Origin of the sequence: Mycolicibacterium wolinskyi str. Jessa 2025, assembly GCF_049241375.1 — a bacterium.
Taxonomy (GTDB): domain Bacteria; phylum Actinomycetota; class Actinomycetes; order Mycobacteriales; family Mycobacteriaceae; genus Mycobacterium; species Mycobacterium wolinskyi.
Map to the genome: position 1 here is coordinate 7106358 of NZ_CP185960.1, position 21002 is coordinate 7127359.

At 66.0% G+C, this 21002-nt stretch carries 24 protein-coding genes; 10 read left to right on the forward strand and 14 right to left on the reverse strand.

What is annotated here, in order from left to right; all coding sequences use genetic code 11:
* Positions 1-14: 14 nt before the first annotated feature.
* The 5 genes from ACOI2T_RS35080 to ACOI2T_RS35100 form a co-directional block, all read right to left on the reverse strand.
* A complete protein-coding gene (locus ACOI2T_RS35080; protein WP_067848672.1) occupies positions 15-488 on the reverse strand; it encodes a TIGR04338 family metallohydrolase in 474 nt (157 codons plus the stop codon).
* Complete coding sequence (locus tag ACOI2T_RS35085) at positions 485-1228, reverse strand: DUF2786 domain-containing protein (RefSeq protein ID WP_409502893.1); 744 nt, start codon at positions 1226-1228, stop codon at positions 485-487. The genes ACOI2T_RS35080 and ACOI2T_RS35085 overlap by 4 nt, the downstream gene beginning before the upstream one ends.
* 62 nt (positions 1229-1290) lie before the next feature.
* Positions 1291-2268, reverse strand: a complete 978-nt coding sequence (locus ACOI2T_RS35090) for an alpha/beta fold hydrolase (RefSeq protein ID WP_409502894.1) — start codon at positions 2266-2268, stop codon at positions 1291-1293.
* Positions 2265-3104 carry an alpha/beta hydrolase gene (locus tag ACOI2T_RS35095; protein WP_409502895.1) on the reverse strand — a complete coding sequence of 280 codons (840 nt, stop codon included), beginning with the start codon at positions 3102-3104 and terminating at the stop codon, positions 2265-2267. Before ACOI2T_RS35095 ends, ACOI2T_RS35090 begins: the two co-directional genes overlap by 4 nt.
* Positions 3105-3128: 24 nt before the next feature.
* The gene (locus ACOI2T_RS35100; protein WP_409502896.1) at positions 3129-3455 is read right to left on the reverse strand and encodes a hypothetical protein; all 327 of its coding nucleotides are present in this window, start codon (positions 3453-3455) and stop codon (positions 3129-3131) included.
* Positions 3456-3468: 13 nt separating this feature from the next.
* On the opposite strand from ACOI2T_RS35100, the gene ACOI2T_RS35105 reads away from it, so the two are divergent.
* Positions 3469-4485, forward strand: a complete 1017-nt coding sequence (locus ACOI2T_RS35105; RefSeq protein WP_409502897.1) for a sigma-70 family RNA polymerase sigma factor — start codon at positions 3469-3471, stop codon at positions 4483-4485.
* An 11-nt stretch (positions 4486-4496) separates the two neighbouring features.
* Here ACOI2T_RS35105 and ACOI2T_RS35110 read toward each other — a convergent pair whose 3' ends face one another.
* From ACOI2T_RS35110 to ACOI2T_RS35120, 3 genes are all read right to left on the reverse strand, one after another.
* Positions 4497-5039 (reverse strand): hypothetical protein, encoded by a 543-nt coding sequence (locus tag ACOI2T_RS35110; protein ID WP_067848695.1) that lies wholly within the window; start codon positions 5037-5039, stop codon positions 4497-4499.
* Positions 5032-5523 (reverse strand): hypothetical protein, encoded by a 492-nt coding sequence (locus ACOI2T_RS35115; protein WP_409502898.1) that lies wholly within the window; start codon positions 5521-5523, stop codon positions 5032-5034. The genes ACOI2T_RS35110 and ACOI2T_RS35115 overlap by 8 nt, the downstream gene beginning before the upstream one ends.
* 180 nt (positions 5524-5703) lie before the next feature.
* On the reverse strand, positions 5704-6195 hold the full coding sequence (locus tag ACOI2T_RS35120; RefSeq protein ID WP_085150306.1) for a VOC family protein: 492 nt from the start codon (positions 6193-6195) through the stop codon (positions 5704-5706).
* 174 nt (positions 6196-6369) lie between these two features.
* Between ACOI2T_RS35120 and ACOI2T_RS35125 the strand changes: the two genes are divergently transcribed.
* Positions 6370-7494 (forward strand): NDMA-dependent alcohol dehydrogenase, encoded by a 1125-nt coding sequence (locus ACOI2T_RS35125; protein ID WP_067848703.1) that lies wholly within the window; start codon positions 6370-6372, stop codon positions 7492-7494.
* A 3-nt stretch (positions 7495-7497) separates the two neighbouring features.
* Here ACOI2T_RS35125 and ACOI2T_RS35130 read toward each other — a convergent pair whose 3' ends face one another.
* Both ACOI2T_RS35130 and ACOI2T_RS35135 read right to left on the reverse strand, forming a co-directional pair.
* Complete coding sequence (locus tag ACOI2T_RS35130; RefSeq protein ID WP_409502899.1) at positions 7498-7911, reverse strand: YkvA family protein; 414 nt, start codon at positions 7909-7911, stop codon at positions 7498-7500.
* 36 nt (positions 7912-7947) lie between these two features.
* Positions 7948-8724, reverse strand: coding sequence for an SDR family NAD(P)-dependent oxidoreductase (locus ACOI2T_RS35135; RefSeq protein ID WP_409502900.1), 777 nt, complete (start codon positions 8722-8724; stop codon positions 7948-7950).
* Between the two features lie 62 nt (positions 8725-8786).
* Here ACOI2T_RS35135 and ACOI2T_RS35140 point away from each other — a divergent pair, with 62 nt between their 5' ends.
* The 7 genes from ACOI2T_RS35140 (at position 8787) to ACOI2T_RS35170 (ending at position 15801) form a co-directional block, all read left to right on the forward strand.
* Positions 8787-9500 carry a pirin family protein gene (locus ACOI2T_RS35140; protein ID WP_409502901.1) on the forward strand — a complete coding sequence of 238 codons (714 nt, stop codon included), beginning with the start codon at positions 8787-8789 and terminating at the stop codon, positions 9498-9500.
* Positions 9478-10743: a PQQ-dependent sugar dehydrogenase gene (locus ACOI2T_RS35145; protein WP_409502902.1), complete on the forward strand. Its 1266-nt coding sequence runs from the start codon at positions 9478-9480 to the stop codon at positions 10741-10743. The genes ACOI2T_RS35140 and ACOI2T_RS35145 overlap by 23 nt, the downstream gene beginning before the upstream one ends.
* A 19-nt stretch (positions 10744-10762) precedes the next feature.
* Positions 10763-11383, forward strand: a complete 621-nt coding sequence (locus tag ACOI2T_RS35150; RefSeq protein ID WP_409502903.1) for a DUF6461 domain-containing protein — start codon at positions 10763-10765, stop codon at positions 11381-11383.
* A gap of 7 nt (positions 11384-11390) precedes the next feature.
* Positions 11391-11834, forward strand: coding sequence for a helix-turn-helix transcriptional regulator (locus ACOI2T_RS35155; RefSeq protein ID WP_409503081.1), 444 nt, complete (start codon positions 11391-11393; stop codon positions 11832-11834).
* A gap of 5 nt (positions 11835-11839) precedes the next feature.
* Positions 11840-12250: a VOC family protein gene (locus ACOI2T_RS35160; RefSeq protein ID WP_409502904.1), complete on the forward strand. Its 411-nt coding sequence runs from the start codon at positions 11840-11842 to the stop codon at positions 12248-12250.
* Entirely contained in the window at positions 12251-14617 is a 2367-nt protein-coding gene (locus tag ACOI2T_RS35165) for an ATP-binding cassette domain-containing protein (RefSeq protein WP_409502905.1), read from the forward strand.
* Between the two features lie 104 nt (positions 14618-14721).
* A complete protein-coding gene (locus ACOI2T_RS35170; RefSeq protein WP_207626492.1) occupies positions 14722-15801 on the forward strand; it encodes a phosphodiester glycosidase family protein in 1080 nt (359 codons plus the stop codon).
* Positions 15802-15813: 12 nt separating this feature from the next.
* Here ACOI2T_RS35170 and ACOI2T_RS35175 read toward each other — a convergent pair whose 3' ends face one another.
* The 3 genes from ACOI2T_RS35175 to ACOI2T_RS35185 all read right to left on the reverse strand — a co-directional run bounded on the left by ACOI2T_RS35175 (position 15814) and on the right by ACOI2T_RS35185 (position 17239).
* The gene (locus tag ACOI2T_RS35175) at positions 15814-16341 is read right to left on the reverse strand and encodes a LuxR family transcriptional regulator (protein WP_234790825.1); all 528 of its coding nucleotides are present in this window, start codon (positions 16339-16341) and stop codon (positions 15814-15816) included.
* A gap of 239 nt (positions 16342-16580) precedes the next feature.
* The gene (locus ACOI2T_RS35180; protein WP_067848751.1) at positions 16581-16859 is read right to left on the reverse strand and encodes a barstar family protein; all 279 of its coding nucleotides are present in this window, start codon (positions 16857-16859) and stop codon (positions 16581-16583) included.
* Complete coding sequence (locus ACOI2T_RS35185) at positions 16856-17239, reverse strand: guanyl-specific ribonuclease (protein ID WP_067848754.1); 384 nt, start codon at positions 17237-17239, stop codon at positions 16856-16858. The genes ACOI2T_RS35180 and ACOI2T_RS35185 overlap by 4 nt, the downstream gene beginning before the upstream one ends.
* A gap of 114 nt (positions 17240-17353) precedes the next feature.
* Between ACOI2T_RS35185 and ACOI2T_RS35190 the strand changes: the two genes are divergently transcribed.
* Positions 17354-19450: an acyltransferase family protein gene (locus tag ACOI2T_RS35190; RefSeq protein ID WP_409502906.1), complete on the forward strand. Its 2097-nt coding sequence runs from the start codon at positions 17354-17356 to the stop codon at positions 19448-19450.
* On the opposite strand, the gene ACOI2T_RS35195 is transcribed toward ACOI2T_RS35190, so the two are convergent.
* A complete protein-coding gene (locus ACOI2T_RS35195) occupies positions 19447-20985 on the reverse strand; it encodes a carotenoid oxygenase family protein (protein WP_409502907.1) in 1539 nt (512 codons plus the stop codon). The genes ACOI2T_RS35190 and ACOI2T_RS35195 overlap by 4 nt on opposite strands.
* Between the last annotated feature and the right edge of the window lie 17 nt (positions 20986-21002).

Below are 21002 nucleotides of genomic sequence, written 5' to 3' on the forward strand. Positions count from 1 at the left end.
CCACGTCCGCAAGGTTAGATGACACCTTCTTTGGCGTACACCATGCGCAGTACGAGACCCACTTCCGGACCCATCACGGTCGCGCACAGCTCGCAGTACGTCGCGACGAATGCCGGACCATGTGGTGGCCCTTCGCTGCACAGGTGATGTGCGAGCTCGTGCAGCACCACGAGCTCACGCAGCGCCCAGGTCGTGTCGCGTTCGGGGACCGCGATCACCGCCGCACCGTCGACCAGTTCGTAGTGCGCGGCGGTCGTGCCACGGCGGGCCCGTACGGTGACGGGCGCTGCGCCGACACGTGCGAGCACGTCGTCGACGTAGCGCTGTACGGACTCCACCGAGGCGAACCTGGCCTCCGGCGGCAGGGTCAGCGACGTACCGAAGAAGTCGATGGCACGTGAACTGTGCTGCGCCGCACGGTCGAACATCGTTCGCACGAACTGTTCCGCGGCGTACACGCGGGCCCGCTGGGCGTCCTTGGCCGTCACTTCTCCAATGCGCCGCGGGCGCCCGACAACTCCTGGCTCGGCCCCAGCCGTGCGCGTTTGCCGGCCCGGTCCCCGGCCCGCCGCGCGGCCGACGAGTATCCGGCCGACGCACTCGTGGCGCGCCACGTGCCGCGCGCCTGTGACGCCTCGCGGTAGAAACTTCTCAGCTCGATATCCTTGTCCCGCAACGCGATTGCCGTACCCGGGCGATGCGCCTCGTCGACTTCCCGCTTTGCTTCCTCGCGCGCCTCCGACAGGCGCTGACCGATGCGCGCACCGAAAGCCAGCTGGAAGTTCAGGCGCGCCGTGATGGTGGGGGTGGGCCGGTGTGCGCCGGACGCGATGTACGCCTCGGACGCCTTGACCATCTGCAACACCAGGCTGGCGTAGAGCGCGTGCGTGGCGTCGATGTCCTCGGCGAAGCCGTACGCGTAGACGAACGTCGAATTGGACGCCACATCGCATTTCACGTCGTTGGCCAGCCCGATCACCACGAACAGCTGCACGTAGGTCCGCAGGCCCTTGGTGCCGGCCTGGCCGATCGTGATGGTGCGCTGCACGGGCATCTGCGACCTGGTGCGCTCCGCCGAGTGCGCGCGGGCCAGCGCCAGGTCGATCGACGTCGCAGTCGCCAGACGCTGCGCGGCGGCCATGAACGCCTCGGCCTCGTGCTGATTGTCGGTGCCCTCGGCCTGGCGCAACAGCGCGGCGATGCGCGCGAGCATCTTGTCGTCAGCCATGGCGCGATCCGCTCCGCTCCTCGCTGAAACTCATGAAAACAACCTAGTTCTAACCACTGACATCACTTCGACACGAAACCTGCCAGCGCATCGACGACCTGGGGTGAGAGCGGCGCGGGCTTGCTGTAGTTGGCAATGCTGTCGGTGGGGTCATCACGCAAGATGTGGTTGACGCCTTTGAGTTCGACGACGGTCAGCGCGGTGTGGCCGAGCGCGTCGATGAGCGGACGTTCGGCTTCACAGGTCGCCTGCTTGTCGACATCGGAACAGGTCAGCAGCACCGGCACCCCGTCGGGCAGCTTCGCGGCGAGCTCCAGCGGGTCGATCTTGTCGGCTTCCACGACCGCGCTGAGGTTGCCCGGGTTGACGATCGCGCTCAAACCCTGGGGAAGATTGGGCGGCAGCGTGCCTTTCGTGCGGATCTGCTCGACGGCTGCCAGCCACGTCGTCAACGCCTCCGGGTTGCCGTCGGTGCGCACGCGGTTGGTGATGATGTCCAGGTAGCGGCCGGGCAGTGGTTGAAAAAGGCCGAGGGAGTGGACTTTCGGGTCACCCGCACCGGCCAGGGTCATGGCGTGGATGGCGCCCTCCCCCACCGCGTAGACCGACAGCCTGCCGTCGTCGGTGTCGGGTTGATCGGCCAGATAGCGCAGGGCCGCGGCCGCGCCCGTGGTGTAGACCGCGCTCGTGACGTCGGTGGGCTTCTGCTCGTAGGGGCCAAGCCCGGTCTTGCCGGTGCCGACCTTGTCGTAGCGCAGGCTCGCAACACCCTTGTCCGACAAGGCTTCAGCGAGTTGGCGCATGTTGCCGATGGGTCCGACGACCTTGTTGTCGCCGTTGCGGTCGGTCGGCCCGCTCTCGGAGATCAGCAGCGCGGCGGGACCTTGCTTGCCCTCGTGCCGGTAGGTGCCGTGGATCGTGAGGCCGTCGGCATCGAAGCTGACGTCGTTGTCGGACCAGCCGGCGGGCTTCTCGGCGTCCTGCGATCCGCAGGCAGCGAGGACGAGCACTGAAAACAGTGCTACCACAATCTTTTTCACAGGTGCGTCTCGATCCAGGAGGTGACGTCATCGAGGACAACGGCCTTCTCGGGCTCGTTGAAGACCTCGTGGAACAAGCCGGGGTACACCTTGAGATGCACGTCCTCGACGGCGACACATTCGACGAGCAGCCGGCTACCCGCGACCGGGATCAGCCGGTCCTTCTCGCCGTGCACGACCAACAGCGGCACGCCAAGTGCCGACGCGCGCTGCGGCATGGTCTGCCCGACGCCGATCAGTGCCCGCGCGATACCGGCGGGGAGTCGGCCTTGGTAGACCAGCGGGTCGGCCTTGTAGGCGGCCACCACTTCCGGGTCGCGCGACACCGCGTCGGCGTCGAGTTTCTCGACCGGCAACCCCGGCGCGATCTTGCCCAGCACCTTGGCGGCGACCACGAGCACCGGCGACAGCCCGTCCTGCGCATGGACGGCGGGCCCGGACAGCACCATCGCGGCGTACTCGTCGGGGTATTCGACGCCGTAGGCGAACACGATGCCGCCGCCCATGCTGTGGCCGAGCACGATGCGCTTGAGGGCGGGATGTTCGGCGGCGGCGATGCCGACCAGCGTGCGGAAGTCGCCGACGAACTCGGACATGTCCCGCAGGTACACGCGCTTACCGCCGGACCGCCCGTGCCCGCGATGGTCGAGCGCGTAGACGATCAGGCCCGCCGCGCCGAAGCGCTGGGCGACGTGGTGGTAGCGGCCCGCGTGCTCGGCGTAGCCGTGGGACAGCACGACCACCCCGCGCGGCTCGACGTCGGGGGTCCAGACGTCGTAGACGATGCGTACCCCACCGACACCGTCGAAGGTCTGTTCACTGCGCGTGCTGGTCACCCTGGCGAGCGTAGTGGCGGCGGGTCAGTGCAGCACCGCCCGACCGATGAGGAAGACGACGAAGAGACCGAACAGCCCGAAGAACGGGGCTCCGAAGACGTTCTTGTCGCGCATCGCGCCGTAGACCATCGCTCCGCCGGTGGTCAGCAGGACGACGACGATGCCGACGACCACGGTGAGGATGGCGGCTTCTTCGTGGTAGCTCGCGTCGCACGCCTCGTCATGACACGCGTCGGTGGACATCCCGAACGCGAGGGCAGCGATCATGAACTCGATGTACGCGACGGGCAGGAGCAGCACAAACAGCACGAAACCCGCGATGTTCCAGCCGCTCACCGATCGCTCGGACATTTATCGATCGTAGTTGTCGGTGGTGCTGCGTAAGCTCACGAATGTGACCGTCCTCGCACACCGCCTCGACGACGACAGTCCGGCCGATGCCTTCCTGGCCGACGCCCAGCGCTACCGGCGTGAGCTGCTTGCCCACTGCTATCGGATGACCGGTTCGCTGCACGACGCCGAGGATCTGGTGCAGGAGACGTACCTGCGCGCATGGAAGTCGTACAAGGGCTTTCAGGGCAAGTCCTCGGTGCGTACGTGGCTGTACCGCATCGCCACCAACACCTGCCTGACCTCGCTGGAGGGCCGTCAACGCCGGCCCTTGCCGTCCGGCCTTGGCACGCCGAGTTCGGCGGGCGCCGACGAGATCGCCGAGCACCACGAGGTGCCTTGGCTGGAGCCCCTCCCCGACGACTCGACCGATCCCTCCAACATCGTCGGGTCGCGCGAATCGGTGCGGCTGGCGTTCGTGGCCGCACTGCAGCACCTGTCACCGCGGCAACGCGCGGTTCTGGTGATGCGCGAGGTGCTGCAGTGGAAGGCCGCCGAGGTCGGCGACGCGATCGGTGCGTCGACGGCCGCCGTCAACAGCCTGCTACAACGGGCACGGGCCCAACTCGACGCGGTCGGCCCCACCGAGGACGACAAGATCGAGCCACCGGACTCGGCCGAGGCGCAGGATCTGCTGAGCCGCTACATCTCGGCGTTCGAGGCCTACGACGTCGACAGGCTGGTCGAGTTGTTCACCGCGGAGGCGATCTGGGAGATGCCGCCGTTCGACAGCTGGTACCGCGGCCCGCAGGCCATCGGCGATCTGACCCGCCACAAGTGCCCGGCCGAGAAGGCCGGCGACATGCGGTTCATCCGGACGACGGCCAACGGGCAGCCCGCGGCGGCGCTCTACATGCTCAACCGGGAGACCGGCACGCACGAGGCCTTCCAGATCCACGTCCTCGACATCACGCCCGACGGCATCTCCCACGTGGTGGCGTTCATGGAGCAGTCGCTGTTCGAGAAGTTCGGGTTGCCTGCCGCGCTCTGACGGGCAGTGGGCTACCCGCGAGCTAGCGCAGCACCGAATTCCATCAGCCGCTCCATCTGAGCGAGGCCGTGCTCGTGACGTGACTTGTTGAACGTCAAGTACGAGTACCGCGGTTCGCTTTCTGTCACGGTGGTCTGAATCGTCTTCTTGAGCCGCGAGATCTGCATGTTCACATCCACGTGGCTCAGTGCCCGGGTCCCGTCATCTTCGACGATGTACTCCGCATAGACGGTCTGATCGCGCAGTTCTGACAGGTGCACAGTCCGTACCGACGATTCGAATGTCAGGTGCGGCGGGAGATCCTCGGTACCGGGACAGTGCGCGTCACAGCCGTGCCACATGATCAGGCGTTGCCCATCGGTCACTGCCACCTCTTGCCAGAGTGACGTGCCCCAGTCGTATTCCATGCGGTTGTCGCTGAGGACGAACGACGTGACCGCGTCGAGGTCGACGAACGACTCCAGCCTGGCGAGCGCAACATCGGCGTCACGCGTTCCGATCATCACCGCGTCGCGAAGGCGCGAGTAGCTTGCCCAGTCGAAGTCGTCAGACATGTGTGGCCATCAACTTTCCGAACTGCATGAGCCGCTGCGCCTGGGCGACTCCGCCATCACTCTGCGATTTGCTGAACACAAAGTCCTCAGAATGGAACTCCGTTTTCTCCGGTGTCCTTGCCTTGGTGTAGTCGGTGCTTCCCACGTAGATCCTGAGTTCCACACTGTGCAGGGCTCTGCGCTGGCCATCGACGCGATAGTTCGCATCGAGCGACACGTCGTAGATCCAAGACAACGGGATGACGCGGATCGCGGACTCGAACAACACCGCTGCCGGCTCGTCGTCATCATCGTCGTCAAAGCCTTCGCCATCGTCGTCAGCAAACAGGTCATCACCCATCCACAGGATCAGGCGGCGGCCGTCGGTGATCGCGATCTCCTGATAGAGCACCTCTCGGCCGTCGCGCTGCTTGGTGTACCGGTCCATCGTGAAACCCTGTATGGCGTCGAGGTCAACGACGCCACGCAGGGCTTCCATCGCCATCTGGGGATCCCGCAGGTAGACCGCGGCCGCTTCCTGGAGTTGCTGATACGGCGCCCAGTCGCCACCTGACTCGGCCACCTAGCCCGCCCCGCCCGGCGGAGGCGTCAGAGATTTGCCCACCATGGCCGTAGTGTCTACCACACAGGACCAAACATCCAAATCGGAGTTTGCTCGGCGACCTCAGCCGTTGTTGTACGCGGCCTGCAGTTTGGCGATGTCGAACTTGCCCATGGTGGACATCACTGCGGCCATCAACCGCTCCTCGCCCGCGGCGTCACCCTTGCCGAGCAAGTCGTAGTACTCGGTCGGCGTGATCTGCCACGACAACCCGAACTTGTCCTTGAGCCAGCCGCACGGCTGTTCCTGCCCACCCTCGACGAGGGCGGCCCAGAGCCGGTCGAGCTCATCCTGTCCGGTCACCCGCACCTCCAGTGAAACCGCCTCGGTGAATTTGAACTGCGGGCCGCCGTTGATGCCGACGAACCGCTGCCCGGCGAGTTCGAACTCGACGACCAACGGCACATCCTGCGGGGACGGCGAATTGGGTTGTGCGGCGATCGTGTTGGTGATCCGGCCGTTTCCACCGAAGGCGGCGATGTAGTGCTCGGCGGCTTGTTCGGCCTCACGGTCGAACCACAGATTGGGGACGATGCTGGCGTTGATTTCGGTCATGGTGGATAGACCGAGCGCGGTCGCATTATTCATCGCCGAGTGGCCAGTGATGCCACGCGAACCAACTTCCACCCATCAAACCCGCCCACCTGACAGAAGAACAGCAAGCAAACAAACTCGCAGGTAGATGACCGGCCCTGGACAATTTTGCAACGTGTTCTATTATCGCAATCCATGAAGACCAAGGGCGCCCTGCTGTGGGAACTCAATTCGCCGTTCAAGGTCGACGAGATCGATCTCGGTGACCCCGTCGCCGACGAGGTACAGATCCGGATGCATGCCGCGGGCATGTGCCACTCCGACTACCACATCACCACGGGCGCGACGCCCATCGGCTTGCCCGCACTGGGCGGCCATGAAGGTGCGGGTGTGGTCACGAAGGTCGGCAAGAACGTCACGGGCATCGAGGAGGGCGACCACGTCATCCTCGCGTTCATCCCGGCATGCGGCGTGTGTCCGCCGTGTCTGAAAGGCTTCCGTTCGCTGTGTGACCGGGGCGCGGTCCTGCTCGGCGGCAAGGCGATCGCCGACGGCACGAGCCGCATCCACGCCGGCAGCCATGAAGTCTCGCCGATGAACCTGCTCGGCACGTTCGCGCCGTACATGACCGTACACAAGGACTCGGTCGTCAAGATCGACAAGGATGTGCCGTTCGAGACCGCGGCGATCATGGGCTGCGCGGTGCCGACCGGTTTCGGTTCGGCCACCAACGTGGCCGACGTGAAGCCGGGTGAGACGGTCATCATCGTCGGCGTCGGTGGCATCGGCATGAGCGCGCTGCAGGGCGCGGTCATCTCGGGCGCCAAGCACGTCATCGCGATCGACCCGAACGAATGGAAGCGCGAGCAGGCCCTCAAGTTCGGCGCGACGCACGTCTACCCGTCAATGGCCGAGGCCATCGCGCCGATCATCGACGTCACCTACGGCTTGATGGGCGACAAGGTGATCATCGCGGTCGGTGAGATGAAGGGCGAGTACATCGAAGAGGCCCTGATCCTGACCGCCAAGACCGGCACCTGCGTGGTGACGGGCATGGGGTCGATGATGGACGCCGACGTCAAGCTCAACCTGTTCCTGTTCACGATGTTGCAGAAGACGTTGAAGGGCAACATCTTCGGCGGCGGCAGCAGCCACGTCGAGACTCCGCGCCTGGTCGCGCTCTACAAGTCGGGCCTGCTCAACATCGACGACATGATCACCCGGACCTACAAGCTCGAGGACATCAACCAGGGCTACCAGGACATGTTGGACGGCAACAACATTCGCGGTGTGATCCGCTTCGACGAGTCGGACTGGTAAGCCTCACCGCGACAGACCGGTCAGCCGGGCCATGGCATCGAATCCGTCTTCGCTGCCCGGCCAGTGCGCTCGGACCGCGTCGACCCCGGCGTGGCGCACGACGCTGCGCAGCACCCAGGTGACGATGATGGCGTCGTCGGCGTAACCGAGGACGGGGATGAAATCGGGGATCAGGTCGATCGGCACCGCCAGATAGACGACCAACAGCGCCAGCCGGATCCGCACGCCGCGAGGTAGCGACTTGTCGGCCGCGAGGCGCGGGATGAGGCGCAACAGGTCCGGGAGTAGCCGCAGCGCTTCGGTGAGCAGATTGCCGCGTGGGCGCACGACGAGTAGAGCAATGACCAGAACCACCCAGCTCAGCAGCACGGCGACGGCCAAGCCGATCAGTGCGTCGACCCACCAGGCATCGGCCATGTGACGATCATGGCCGATGCCCGGCGGGTGCACGAGTTACTTGGGTGGCATCCGAATGCCGCCGTCGACGCGGACGACCTCGGCATTCATGTACGAGTTGGTGATCAGCTCGATGACCATCGACGCGAGTTCCTCGGGCTTGCCGAGGCGGTGCGGGAAGAGCACCGACTCGCCGAGCTTGGCCTTGAATGCTTCGGACGCCTCGCCCTCGCCGTAGATCGGGGTGTCGATGAGTCCGGGGGCCACGGTGTTGACCCGGATGCCGACCGCCGACAGGTCGCGGGCGACGGGGAGCGTCAGGCCGACGACGCCGCCCTTGGACGACGAGTAGGCGGCCTGACCGATCTGGCCGTCGAAGGCCGCGACGCTGGTCATGTTGACGATCGCGCCACGCTCGCCGGTGTCGGTGAGTTCGTTGCGGCTCATCGCGGTCGCCGCCAGCCGGATGCAGTCGAAGGTGCCGACCAGGTTGATCGCGAGCACCTTCTTGTAGGCGTCCAGGTTGTGCGCCGACGCGAATTCGCCGTCCTTGCCGATGGTGCGCTGGGCCCAGCCGATGCCTGCCGAGTTCACCAGGGCACGCAGCGGACCAATTTCCGTGGCCTTGTTGACCGCGGCCTCGATCTGGGCGGTGTCGGTGACGTCGACGCTGACGAACGCGCCGCCGATCTCCTTGGCGAGGGCCTCGCCCTTTTCCGCCTGCAGGTCAGCCACGACAACGCGGGCTCCCTTGGCAGCCAACTGGCGGGCGGATGCCGCGCCGATACCTGACGCGCCACCGGTGACGATTGCGCTAGCTCCGTTGATATCCACGACGACAGATTAGGCGTCAATCGACCGGTTGGTCAGCCCACCCCGTCGGTAGGCTGGGCGGCATGACCCCGACCGTCGATATCCGACGCGCCGACGACCGCGGTGTCACCACCACAGACTGGCTGCAGTCACGGCATTCCTTCTCGTTCGGCGACTACTACGATCCGGCCAACACTCATCACGGCCTGCTCCTGGTCAACAACGACGACATCGTCTCGCCCGCCGCGGGTTTTGACACCCACCCGCATCGTGACATGGAGATCGTCACGTGGGTGCTGGATGGCGAACTGGCGCACAAAGATTCGATGGGCAACTCGGGCGTGATCTATCCCGGCCTGGCGCAGCGGATGTCGGCGGGCACCGGGGTGCAGCATTCGGAGAAGAACGGGTCGTCAAGCGAGCCGGTGCGTTTCGTGCAGATGTGGGTGCTGCCCGATCAGGCCGGAGTGACGCCGGGCTACCAGCAGCAGGAGATCGAACTCGGCAATACCCTGACTCCGATCGCGTCGGGCGCCGTGGACGCGGCCGTGACACTGCACAACCGCAACGCCACGCTGCACGGCGCGCGCCTGCGGCGCGGTGACTCGGTGGAACTGCCGCACGCCCGCTTCGTGCATCTCTTCGTCGCGCGCGGCGAGGTGACTGTCGAGGGCTCGGGCCCGCTCTCGGGTGGCGACGCCGCACGGCTCACCGACTCGGGTGGCCAACGGATCGTCGCCAACGACAACGCCGAGATCTTGGTCTGGGAGATGCATGCGAGTCTCGCTGGGGCGTAGAGCATTAGCAGTGGCTGCCGCGGTTGTGCTGACCGCGTGCGGTACGAACACCGACGATCCGCCCCCGGCATCACCGCCGACCACGCCGACGGCGGCGGCACAGCCCCCGACCGGCTTGGCTCCGGCCACCGTGCGGGTACCCGGCGAGCTGGCCGAGGCGCCGCTCGACGAACCGCGCCAGGCGCTGATCCCCACCGGCTGGACGATCGAGGTCATGGCCCGCATCCCGAAGGCGAGGATGCTGACGTGGGCACCCGACGGCGCGCTGCTGGTATCGGTCCCGAGCACCGGGCAGGTGCTGAAAGTGCGTCCCGAACAGCAGACATTGCTGGAGGGGCTCGACCAACCGCACGGGCTGATGTTCGCGGGGTCCACGCTGTACGTGGCCGAGAGCGATCAGATCGACGCCTACGACTACGTCGACGGCAGGGCCGTGAACCGCCGCACCATCGCAGGCGATCTCCCCGACGCCAAGAGCCCCGACTTGCACGGCGCATATGCCCACGCTCTCAAGAGCGTGGTGGTGGGAAGCGATGGCGCGGTGTACTTCTCGATCGGCTCGACGGGCAACATCTCCGCCGAGGACCGCACGGCCGATCCGCCGCGCGCGACGATCATGCGGGTGCCGCCGGGCGGCGGGCCGCCGGAGCCGTTCGCCACGGGTGTGCGTAACGGAACCGGTCTGGCGTTCGCCCCGGACGGCACGCTGTGGACCGCGGTCAACAACCGGGACAACGTCGCCGACCCCGAGGGCCGCGTCGTGCAGTCGTACGTCGACGAACATCCGCCGGAATCGATCGCGAAACTGACCCCGGGACGCGAATTGGGCTGGCCGTACTGCAATCCCGACGGCGCACCGCCCGCCGCTTTCATCCGAGACGTGCAGACCAACCCCGACGGCAGCCGCATGGACTGTGCCGCACTCGAACCGGTCGAGCAGACCCTCGGTGCTCACTCCGCTCCGCTGGGCATGGCTTTCGGCGAGCTACCGGACCCGTTCGGCCCCGGCGCGCTCGTCGGGGTGCACGGCTCGTGGAACCGTGAGTCACCGCGCGAGCCCGAGGTGTCGTTCTTCGCTTGGCGCGACGGCACATTGGGCTCGCAGCAGACGTTGGTCGGCGGCTTCCAAGCCGACAACGGCCTGCGTTGGGGCCGCCCGGTCGCCGCAGTAACCGGCCCGGACGGGGCGGTGTACATCAGCGACGACTTCGCCGGCGCGGTGTATCGGCTCGCACCGCCGTGATCAGGAGGAATGACGAACTGTGTCTGCGACGGTCGACGACTACTCGTGGTGGAACTCCTGGCGTCCGGCGTGGGCGGAGGCGCACTGTGTGACGCTGGTCAGTGACATCACGCCGGATCGCCTCGTCGGCGCACTGGCCGCTGATCGGCTGACCGAGGTGCATGGCATCGACGCCCTCTACGAGCATGTTGTCGAGGGTTGGCCCGACGATTATGACCCGTCGCAGGCATTGGTCGGCATCGCCGGTATCGATGGCGGATGGTCCTTGATCGCCGAGATAAACGGCTACGCCGGCGTCACGGAGAGCGTGATCGAGCCCGTGTCCGGTAACAGAACCGTCGTCTCGCACTTCCGCAATGTCAATGCGGTGCACCGGTTCCACTGGTGGCGCGACGGCCGGTTGCTGGTCGATTTCGATCTGCTGTTCCCCACCGAACGGTTCGGAGCCGAGCCCGACGCGCTGCTCGACGACATCCGTGGCGTCGGGATACCGCTGGACGCCGATCCGGCCGACATCGCCGACGTCGACCTCAGTGCGGCAGGCTTCGCGCTCGCGCAGCGGATCACCGGCGTGGCCTGCACACCCACGCTGTTCGAGAACAGTCGCTTCGTCGTCGCGACCGTGGCCATACCCGGGTAGACGTACGATCGCCGATGTGGCCGACCAACAGCTGCGTGATCTGAAGCTGCTGCGCCGGGTGCGCGACCGGATCGACCGGGAGTACGCGCAGCCGTTGAATGTCGAAGCGCTCGCGCGCGGGGTGAACATGTCGGCCGGACACCTGTCGCGCCAGTTCAAGGCCGCCTATGGCGAATCCCCGTATTCCTACTTGATGACCCGCCGTATCGAGCGGGCGATGGCCCTGCTGCGGCGCGGCGACATGTCGGTCACCGAGGTGTGCTTCGCGGTCGGCTGTTCGTCGTTGGGCACGTTCAGCACGCGCTTCACCGAACTCGTCGGCGTGCCGCCGAGCGTGTACCGCCGCAACGCCACCGATGTGACCGCAGGCATCCCATCCTGCCTCGCCAAACAGGTCACCAGACCGATCAGGAATCGAGAAGCTTCGGTCTCCGGCTCGCCGCTAGCGTGACCGTCATGGAAATCACGATCAACGCAAGCTTCCTGCCCCACACCGACCCTGAGGAGTCCCTGGCGTTCTATCGCGATGCCCTCGGCTTCGAGGTCCGCAAGGACGTCGGCTACGAGGACATGCGCTGGATCACCATCGGTCCTGCGGGCCGCCCCGACATGAACATCGTCCTGACTCCACCCGCCGCCGACCCCGGCATCACCGACGACGAGCGCCGCGTGATCGCCGAGATGATGGCCAAGGGAACCTACGCGAGCATCATGCTCGCGACCAGCGATGTCGACGGCCTGTTCGAGAAGGTTCAGGCCAGCGGCGCCGAGGTGATGCAGGAGCCGACCGACCAGCCGTGGGGCGCCCGCGACTGCGCGTTTCGCGACCCCGCGGGCAACACCGTCCGAATCCAGGAGCTGCCCTGAATGACGCATGCCGCCGACAGTCACGATCTGATCCGGGTCACCGGAGCCCGCGAGAACAACCTCAAAGACGTCAGCATCGAACTGCCGAAGCGTCGGCTGACGGTGTTCACCGGGGTGTCCGGCTCCGGTAAGAGCTCACTGGTGTTCGACACGATCGCCGCGGAATCCCAACGGCTCATCAACGAGACCTACAGCGCGTTCGTGCAGGGCTTCATGCCGAACCTGGCGCGTCCCGAGGTCGACGTGCTGGAGGGGCTGACGACGGCGATCATCGTGGACCAGCAGCGCATGGGCGCCGACCCGCGGTCAACCGTCGGCACCGCGACCGACACCGGCGCGATGTTGCGAATCCTGTTCAGCCGCTTGGGGAAACCTCATATCGGTTCGCCGCAGGCATTCTCGTTCAACGTCGCATCGGTCAGCGGAGCCGGCGCCGTTTCGTTCGAGAAGGGCGGACGCACGGTCAAGGAGCGCCGCGAGTTCAACGTCGCCGGCGGGATGTGCCCGCGGTGTGAAGGCCGCGGCGCGGTCAACGACATCGACCTGACCGCGCTGTACGACGACACGAAGTCGCTCAACGAGGGTGCGTTGACCATCCCGGGTTTCAGCATGGAGGGTTGGTACGGCCGGATCTTCAACGGCTGCGGGTTCTTCGATCCGGACAAACCGATCAACAAGTTCACGAAGAAGGAACTGGACGCGCTTCTGTACAAGGAGGCGACGAAACTCAAGATCGACGGCGTCAACCTGACCTATCTGGGGTTGATCCCGCAGATCCAGAAATCGTTCCTGTCCAAGGACGTCGAGGCCATGCAGCCGCATATTCGCGCCTTCGTGGAGCGTGCCGTCACGTTCACGACGTGCCCGGAATGCGACGGCACTCGACTGTCGGAGACCGCGAGATCGTCGAAGATCAAGGGCGTCAACATCGCCGAGGCGTGCGCCATGCAGATCACCGACCTCGCGCAGTGGATCGGAAGCCTCGACAAGAAGGCCGAGGCGAAGTCCGTCGCGCCGCTGCTGACCGCCCTGCAGCACACCCTCGACTCGTTCGTCGAGATCGGGCTCGGTTACCTGTCTCTCGACCGGCCGGCCGGCACGCTGTCCGGCGGTGAAGCGCAGCGCGTCAAGATGATCCGCCATCTCGGGTCCGCACTCACCGATGTCACCTACGTCTTCGACGAGCCGACGATCGGTCTGCATCCCCATGACATCGCGCGGATGAACAACCTGCTGCTGCAGCTGCGCGACAAGGGCAACACGGTCCTCGTCGTCGAGCACAAGCCCGAGACCATCGCCATCGCCGATCACGTCGTCGACCTCGGCCCCGGCGCGGGCACGGCAGGCGGCGAGGTCGTGTTCGAAGGCACCGTGGCCGGTCTGCATGGAAGTGACACGGTGACCGGCCGCCATCTGGGCTACCGGGCGACACTCAAGGATTCGGTGCGGGAAAACAACGGCGCGTTGGAAATTCGCGGCGCCGGCACGCACAACCTGCAAGACGTCGACGTCGACATCCCGCTCGGCGTCCTGGTCGTCATCACGGGCGTGGCGGGTTCCGGCAAGAGCTCGCTGATCGACGGCTCGGTGGCCGGACGCGACGGCGTGGTGTCGATCGACCAGAGCCCGATCCGCGGTTCCCGGCGCAGCAATCCGGCCACCTACACCGGGCTGCTCGACCCGATCCGCAAGGCGTTCGCGAAGGCCAACGGCGTCAAACCCGCTCTCTTCAGCTCGAATTCGGAAGGCGCCTGCCCGGCGTGCAACGGCGCCGGGATCATCTACACCGAATTGGGTGTCATGGCCACGGTGGAATCCACGTGCGAGGAGTGTGAAGGCAAACGATTCCAGCCGTCGGTGCTGGAGTACACGCTCGGCGGCAGGAACATCGCCGAAGTGCTCGCCATGCCGGTTCATGAAGCGACGGGATTTTTCGCCGACGGGGATGCGAAAGTCCCTGCTGCCCAGAAGATCCTGGACCGCATGGCCGACGTCGGGCTCGGCTACCTGACGCTCGGCCAGCCGCTCACCACGCTGTCGGGCGGCGAACGGCAACGCCTCAAGCTGGCGGCGCAGATGGCTGACAAGGGCGAAATCTACATCCTCGACGAGCCGACCACGGGCTTGCATCTCGCCGACGTCGACCAGCTGCTCGCACTACTCGACCGGCTCGTGGACTCCGGAAAATCAGTCATCGTCATCGAGCATCATCAAGCGGTGATGGCGCACGCGGACTGGATCATCGATCTCGGGCCGGGCGCCGGGCACGACGGCGGGCGGGTCGTGTTCGAGGGCACCCCTGCTCAGCTCGTCGACAAACGCGCGACGCTCACCGGCGAGCATCTGGCTGAATACGTCGGCAGCTAACTGCATTTCGCACGGTCGGCAAAGTCGGGACCACCCCGATGCGCAACCGTGACTGCCCCGTTACCTATGTTGACAGAGTTTCCTGTGTGGTTATTGTGTAATCCGTGCCTGGGCTGGCAAAGCTGCTGCGACGTGTGATAGCGGGTACCGCTATCTTCTCGTTGTGTGCCGCCGTCGGTACGAGCGGACCGCCGGCGGCCAAGGCGGAGGATGCCAAGGCCCTGCTGCTGGGTGCGATCGCCAACACCAAGGGTTCCTACCTCGTCTACAACTTCGGCGGTCAGTTCGCCGCACCTTTTCTGACCGCCGACGGCCGCGCGTACACCCTCAACGGCGGCGGTCATCTGATGACCATCAAGAACGCTTCGACCCGGCTGAATCCGCGGCTGCTGGTCGACACTCACCAGGGTTATCAGTCGCGCTGCGAACGCACCCCTGGTGCGCGCACCGGTGAGGGCCTCTGGCAAGCGTCGGAAACCTATGCGCCCCTTGCCGCTTGGCAGGTGCTGGGTCAACCGATCATGGCGGTCAATGCCAACTTCTTCGATGTGCGCGGCCAACGAGGCGGTTCGTGGCGCGACACGAAATGCAGTTCGCCACTGGGCGCTTACGTCGACAACACCCGCGGCCAGGGCCGCGCCAACGTCGCGGTGACCGGCACACTGGCCTACGCGGGCAAGCAGGGCCTGTCCGGAGGTAACGAACACTGGTCGGCGCTGGCGACCATGATCCTCCCGGTGGGTGGCGCACCGTACGTGATAATGCCCAAGGGCGACAACGACTATGACGCGGCCTCGCCGGAGATTCAGCGGCTCCTCGATCGCGGTGCCAGGTTCGTCGCAGTGGCCGGGATCGGTTTGTTGGCGCCGGGTGAAACCGGTCAACTCAACGACAACGGCCCGAGCGCTGCCCGCACGGCGGTCGGCTACAACCGGGGCAACGATCAGCTCTATGTCTTCCAGGGCGGCAGTTACACACCCGACAACATGCAGGATCTGTTCCGCGGCCTTGGCGCCGACAACGCGGTGTTGCTCGACGGCGGCGGCTCGTCGGCGATCGTGCTACGCCGCGACACCGGCGGCATGTGGAGCGGCGCGGGCTCGCCACGCGGTAATTGCGACACGCGTCAGGTGTTGTGCGATTCCGGTGAGCGCGCGTTGCCCAGCTGGCTCGCCTTCACCTGACGCCGCCCGGCATCAGTTCAAGAGGTCGTGGGCGAGCACGGCCTGGGGTACGTCCAAGAGCTGGATGCGCTTGGGCAGACCGGGGTGACGCAGCTCGAAGAGCCGCTCCTGCCATTGCGGATCGTCCAGGCGATGACTGCCGAGGTGCGTCAACGTCGCACCGGCCGGTAGACCGCCGAACCCCGATGACACCGTGGTGCCCGATATCAGGGTCTGGCCACCGTGGGCGACATCGCACAGCTTCGCGGCTCCATCCGCGACACTGTGCACGCCGATGCACAACGAAAACGGGTCTGTCGGTGCCAATTGCAGGGCCAGGGCGCAGGACAGCGCGTCCGACGCGCGGCCGAAGGTCGCCACGAAACCCTCGGTGTTGTCGAGGCCTGAGCGAAGGATGCCGTCGTTCAGCGCGATGAGGTGGACCGCGGTCGTACGCAACCACGGGAGCGCGGCCGCCATGTCGTCCGGCTGCGTTTGCCACAGCCGGGCCGAACCCTCGGCACCCGCCATCAACGTCACCGCTCCGGTTGGCAGCTTCACGGTCACACCCAGGTCGCTTCAGTCATTTTCGTCGGTCCACGAGTTCAGCTAACACATTGCAGAACGCCAGCGTAACCGCTTCGGAGATTGGCCCGCGGCCGCCGTCACACCTTTGGGCTGAACTGTCAACCCCGTTGCGACACAGGCAGGTTGCTAACTCACGGGCACCCTGCCGTTATCGGCTTGAATGCCCACGTGACACCCTGGGCCGAAATTTGCTGGTACCACTTGGCATTCACTCAGGCTTCAAGCCACAGATCGACGCCCTCGGCGGTGAAGATGTACAACAACGTGCTCCAGGTGTCGTCTCCGAGGGCGGTCTTGACCTGTTTGTAGGAGGTCATGACGAATCTGAACCCGCCATCGTCGGGAGTCCCGAAGCCACCGCGCAGGCAGTCCGCGAGCGCATCCAGGTTGGAGCCGAAGTAGCCGCCGTCACCGTTGACCGCCCGGCCGATCTCGGTGAAGAAATCCGCCTTCGATGCGACCTTCGCCCCGTCGATCCGATACGTCTTCACATGCCTCCGATCAGGCAGAACGACTCGTAATGATCCCCGGTGTAGTAGTACTCCGCCGGATCGTCCAACGGCTTGCCCCCGGTGACGATCCGGCGCTTGCCACGGTGGCTCAGCCCGGGCGTCGGAACGGTGTACTCGCGGTAGTAGCCCCGCTCATGCGCGGGCAACCGGCCTTCGAAGTTGCCGAACACCACGCCGTCGTTGCGTGGATACGGGAATGGGCCACCGGCTTCGATGAGCTCAACCGTTTCGGCGGCCTGCGGTGGCAAGGTGTCGAGGCTGCAGGTCCCGTCGGCCGCGGCGGTGTCCGTCCCGGACTCACAGCCGACGACGACCGCGCACAGCACCGCCGCCAGGCCGGTGCCGATCCTTCGCCGCATCGCCACGACGCTAGCAACAAATGCCCGGTATCCACAGAGTCTCGTGGGACCATCGGTACTTGAGTGAATAGAGTTACCACATCCTCGGACGTCACCTCCCGCCGCGACAGCACCGTGAGTGGACGGGAGCACCTGTCTCGCAAACAGTTTCGGCCCGACATCGAGGGTCTGCGGGCGGTGGCCGTGGTGGCCGTCGTACTTTTCCATGCGGGGGTGCCGGGGCTGCACGGCGGCTTCATCGGCGTCGACGTGTTCTTCGTCGTATCGGGCTTTCTCATCACCGGGCTGCTGTGGCGCGAAGCGTCGCGCACCGGCACGATAAAACTCACGAAGTTCTATGCCGCGCGCGCCCGACGCCTGCTACCGGCCGCGGCTGTCGTCCTCGTCGCAACATCGGTCGCGGCCGCCGTGCTGCTGCCGCCGTTGCAGGCGCGCAATGTCTTGGGCGACACCATCGCCAGCGCGCTCTACGTCGGCAACTACCGATTCGCCGCCGAGGGCACCGACTACCTCGCGGCGGACACCCCGCCATCACCGCTGCAGCACTACTGGTCGCTCGGGGTCGAAGAGCAGTTCTACCTGCTGTGGCCGGCGTTGATTCTCGGTATCGCCTGGCTGTTGACCCGCCGCGGCCGCGACGCGGGGTCCGCACTGCCCTACGTCGGCGTGCTGGCAGTCGTCGTGGGCGCCTCGTTGGTCCTGTCGCTGACGTGGACGCGCACCATGCCGGCGTGGGCGTTCTTCTCACTGCCGACCCGGGCCTGGGAGCTGGCCGCGGGCGGTCTGATCGCGTTGACCGCCGCGAGCTGGCGCAAGCTGCCACCGGTCTGCGCCGCCGTCGCCGGCTGGGGCGGCTTGGCGTTGATCCTCGTGACATGCACCCAGATCGGCGAGTCGACGCCGTACCCGGGCACCGCGGCGCTATTGCCGGTTCTCGGTACCGCACTGGTGATCGGCGCGGGGTGCGCGACGCCCGACCTCGGCGTGGGCCGACTGCTGGCAAAACCCCTGATGCGCTCGATCGGCCGGGTGTCGTATTCGTGGTACCTATGGCATTGGCCCGCCTTGTTGTTGGCCCCGGCGCTGTTTCGCACCGAGCTCGGCGTGGCCGGCCGCTTGGCGATGGTGGTGATAGCTCTCGGGCTGGCGATCCTGACGCTGCATCTGATCGAGAACCCGGCCCGGTTCGCAGCCGCGCTGCGGGCGTCGGCCTGGCGCAGCCTGGCGGTGGGAGCCACCGCGACGGCGGCAGCGGTGTGTGCCGGCCTGGTGTTGTTGGCGATTCGTCCGGTGCCGACCGGTTCGGGTCCGGCCGCGGTGCCCGTGGCGGCGGTCGCGTCGCCGGCATCGCCTCAACAGCGGGTGCTCACGCCGCAGGAGCAGTTGCGTGCCGCGGTCGCGGCATCAGCGGATCTGCGGGCCGTTCCCTCGAATCTGTCGCCACCGCTGGACAACATCACCAAACCCGAGCCGTTCGCCGACGGGTGCGTGGTGTCGTGGAAGGACGTCACACTTCCGGAATGTGTGTCCGGCGACGCCGATTCGACGACGACGGTTGCGCTGATCGGTGATTCGCACGCCGCGATGTGGCAGCCGGCGCTGGAACCGGTTGCGCAGCAGAACGGTTGGCGACTGGAGACCATGGCCAAGGTCACGTGCCCATTGATGAAGCTGCCGATCTTCAGTCCCTACCTCGGCCGGGAGTTCACCGAGTGCAAGCAGTGGCGGGCTGCGGTACTCGCCCGCATCCAGAAGGAGCGTCCCGCACTGGTCGTGCTGGACATGGTGCGCCGCTACGGGGCCGACTTCGGCTTCGTGAGCTACGACCGAGCCTGGCTGGACGGGTTGACGGCGCTGGTGTCACAGCTGCGCGGAACGGGCGCCCGGGTCCTGGTGCTCGGCCCGGTCCCGGACCCGCACTCGATGGTGCCGACGTGCCTGTCCGCCCACATGGACGACGCCGCATTCTGTACGCCGGATCGCGCGAAGGCCATGAACGACAACGGCATTGCCGCCGAGGAGGCGGCCGTGCGGGCAGGCGGCGGCCAGTATGCGAATCTGAGCGAGTTCTTCTGTACGGACACCCGCTGCCCGGTGATCGTCGGCAACACGCTGGTGTTCTTCGACGACAATCACATCACGGCCGAGTACGCGCAACTGATGACGCCGATCATCGACCAGCTCGTGCAGGGTGCGCTCGCACGCAACTAGAGCGCGGCCACCCTCGGCGTGAACGCGCCGTGGTAACTCATCGGCAGATTGAACGGCAACCACGCTTCCGCGATGGGTCCGGCGTCGATGTGGGGTGCGTCGAACACCATGAGCCGACTACGGTGCTGCGCTTCGTCATACCCGACCGTCAGCACCCAGCCGTCCCGTTCGGCGGTACTGCCGGGACGGGGCACGAAGATCGGCTCGACGAGCTTGTTGTTCGGCGGGCAGTACGTCTGGACCGAGCCGTCGACGTGATCGAACCGGCCTATCCCCTCACCGGTGTCAGAGGGAGCGGTCACGTAGGTGATCCGGTGGGGTTGGGTCGAGCGGCGCTGATCGATCTGCGGGAACTCACATCCCAACTCGGCCAGCGGTTCGGCGGTCACCCGGTCGTCGGCCGTTATCCGAAACCGCGTCATCCGCACGGCTTTCGGCTGCTCCTCAGGTGCGACCTCGGCATACATCTGGGACATGTCGGTGCGGATGTCGGACACCCACGAATGCATGCCCTCGAAGGTCTCCGGCGCGAACCGCGGTAGTTCCACCACCACGTCCGAGCCCTGCTCGTAGGCGTTGGCGTAGTGCCACATGTAGAACGGGTCGGTCTCGACGACGCGAACACGGCCGCCGTCGCGTGGGGCGAGGATGAAGTACGAGGGTTCGTCCTTCTTGAATCGCATGGCGTCCCAATAGGTTTTGTGCCCGAGCAGGGCCCACGGGTTGATGCGCAGCGGGCTGACCACGAAGATCGCGTACCTTCGTGTCAACGCCATGTCGTGCACCAGACCCATGCCCGGCATCGGCACCGCCCTGAGGTAACGGGTGACGCCCCGGTTGTCGGTTTCGTAGAGGCGCAGACGGACCCGCGGGATGGCTTCGCCGGCCAATTCGCCTAGTCGGCGCAGCTTTTCGGACCTGGTGGGCGCGGTGCGGACATGGCGCAGATCGATGCGCGGAAAGTACGGCTCGAAACCGAAGTTGACCCTGGAATCCTTGACCGCGTCGTAGGTGTGGTGCGCGGAGTAGGCGCCGATCGGTCCCTTCAGCACCCGATCCAGGCTGCACAGCCCGATCGTGTTGAGCGTGTCGAGATCCATCGCGTGCGGGCGTCCGGCCTCCCACAGTGCGAGCAGTTGATCGTTGCCGACGAGGACATTCGTGTTCGCGGTGTTGGCAGGCAACCGAAAGGCATTGGCACGTACACCTCCCGGCCGCTGGTAGGAGAATCCGCGCTGCACCATCTGCCCGGCGGCCGTGGTGCGCAGATAATGCTGCGTCCGCACGAAGCGGTTCTTGAACCGCACTCCGGAGCCGTCGATGGCGAAGGCGGTCACCATACCGTCGGCGTCGAAGATGCTCTCGACACGCGATTGGCCGACGTTCCATCGCCCGGATCCATTGCGGTACAGCGTGCCGGTCAAGCCCTCAGGCAGCTTGCCGGTGATCTCGGTGACGGCCAGGTCGTACTCGCCCGGCACGTCTTCCCAGTAGTGCGACGGTCCATGGACCTCGGGTGACGCGGGTGCAGTCATAAAAGACATGGTGTCTT

Coding starts and splice junctions, on each gene's coding strand:
- ACOI2T_RS35085 (WP_409502893.1), bottom strand. CDS start 1,228: ATGGCTGACGACAAGATGCTCGCGCGCATCGCCGCGCTGTTGCGCCAG.
- ACOI2T_RS35110 (WP_067848695.1), bottom strand. CDS start 5,039: ATGTCTGACGACTTCGACTGGGCAAGCTACTCGCGCCTTCGCGACGCG.
- ACOI2T_RS35130 (WP_409502899.1), bottom strand. CDS start 7,911: ATGGCCGATGCCTGGTGGGTCGACGCACTGATCGGCTTGGCCGTCGCC.
- ACOI2T_RS35185 (WP_067848754.1), bottom strand. CDS start 17,239: ATGCGGCGAAGGATCGGCACCGGCCTGGCGGCGGTGCTGTGCGCGGTC.
- ACOI2T_RS35145 (WP_409502902.1), top strand. CDS start 9,478: ATGCGAGTCTCGCTGGGGCGTAGAGCATTAGCAGTGGCTGCCGCGGTT.
- ACOI2T_RS35120 (WP_085150306.1), bottom strand. CDS start 6,195: ATGACCGAAATCAACGCCAGCATCGTCCCCAATCTGTGGTTCGACCGT.
- ACOI2T_RS35160 (WP_409502904.1), top strand. CDS start 11,840: ATGGAAATCACGATCAACGCAAGCTTCCTGCCCCACACCGACCCTGAG.
- ACOI2T_RS35165 (WP_409502905.1), top strand. CDS start 12,251: ATGACGCATGCCGCCGACAGTCACGATCTGATCCGGGTCACCGGAGCC.
- ACOI2T_RS35115 (WP_409502898.1), bottom strand. CDS start 5,523: ATGGCGATGGAAGCCCTGCGTGGCGTCGTTGACCTCGACGCCATACAG.
- ACOI2T_RS35140 (WP_409502901.1), top strand. CDS start 8,787: ATGACCCCGACCGTCGATATCCGACGCGCCGACGACCGCGGTGTCACC.
- ACOI2T_RS35195 (WP_409502907.1), bottom strand. CDS start 20,985: ATGACTGCACCCGCGTCACCCGAGGTCCATGGACCGTCGCACTACTGG.
- ACOI2T_RS35100 (WP_409502896.1), bottom strand. CDS start 3,455: ATGTCCGAGCGATCGGTGAGCGGCTGGAACATCGCGGGTTTCGTGCTG.
- ACOI2T_RS35125 (WP_067848703.1), top strand. CDS start 6,370: ATGAAGACCAAGGGCGCCCTGCTGTGGGAACTCAATTCGCCGTTCAAG.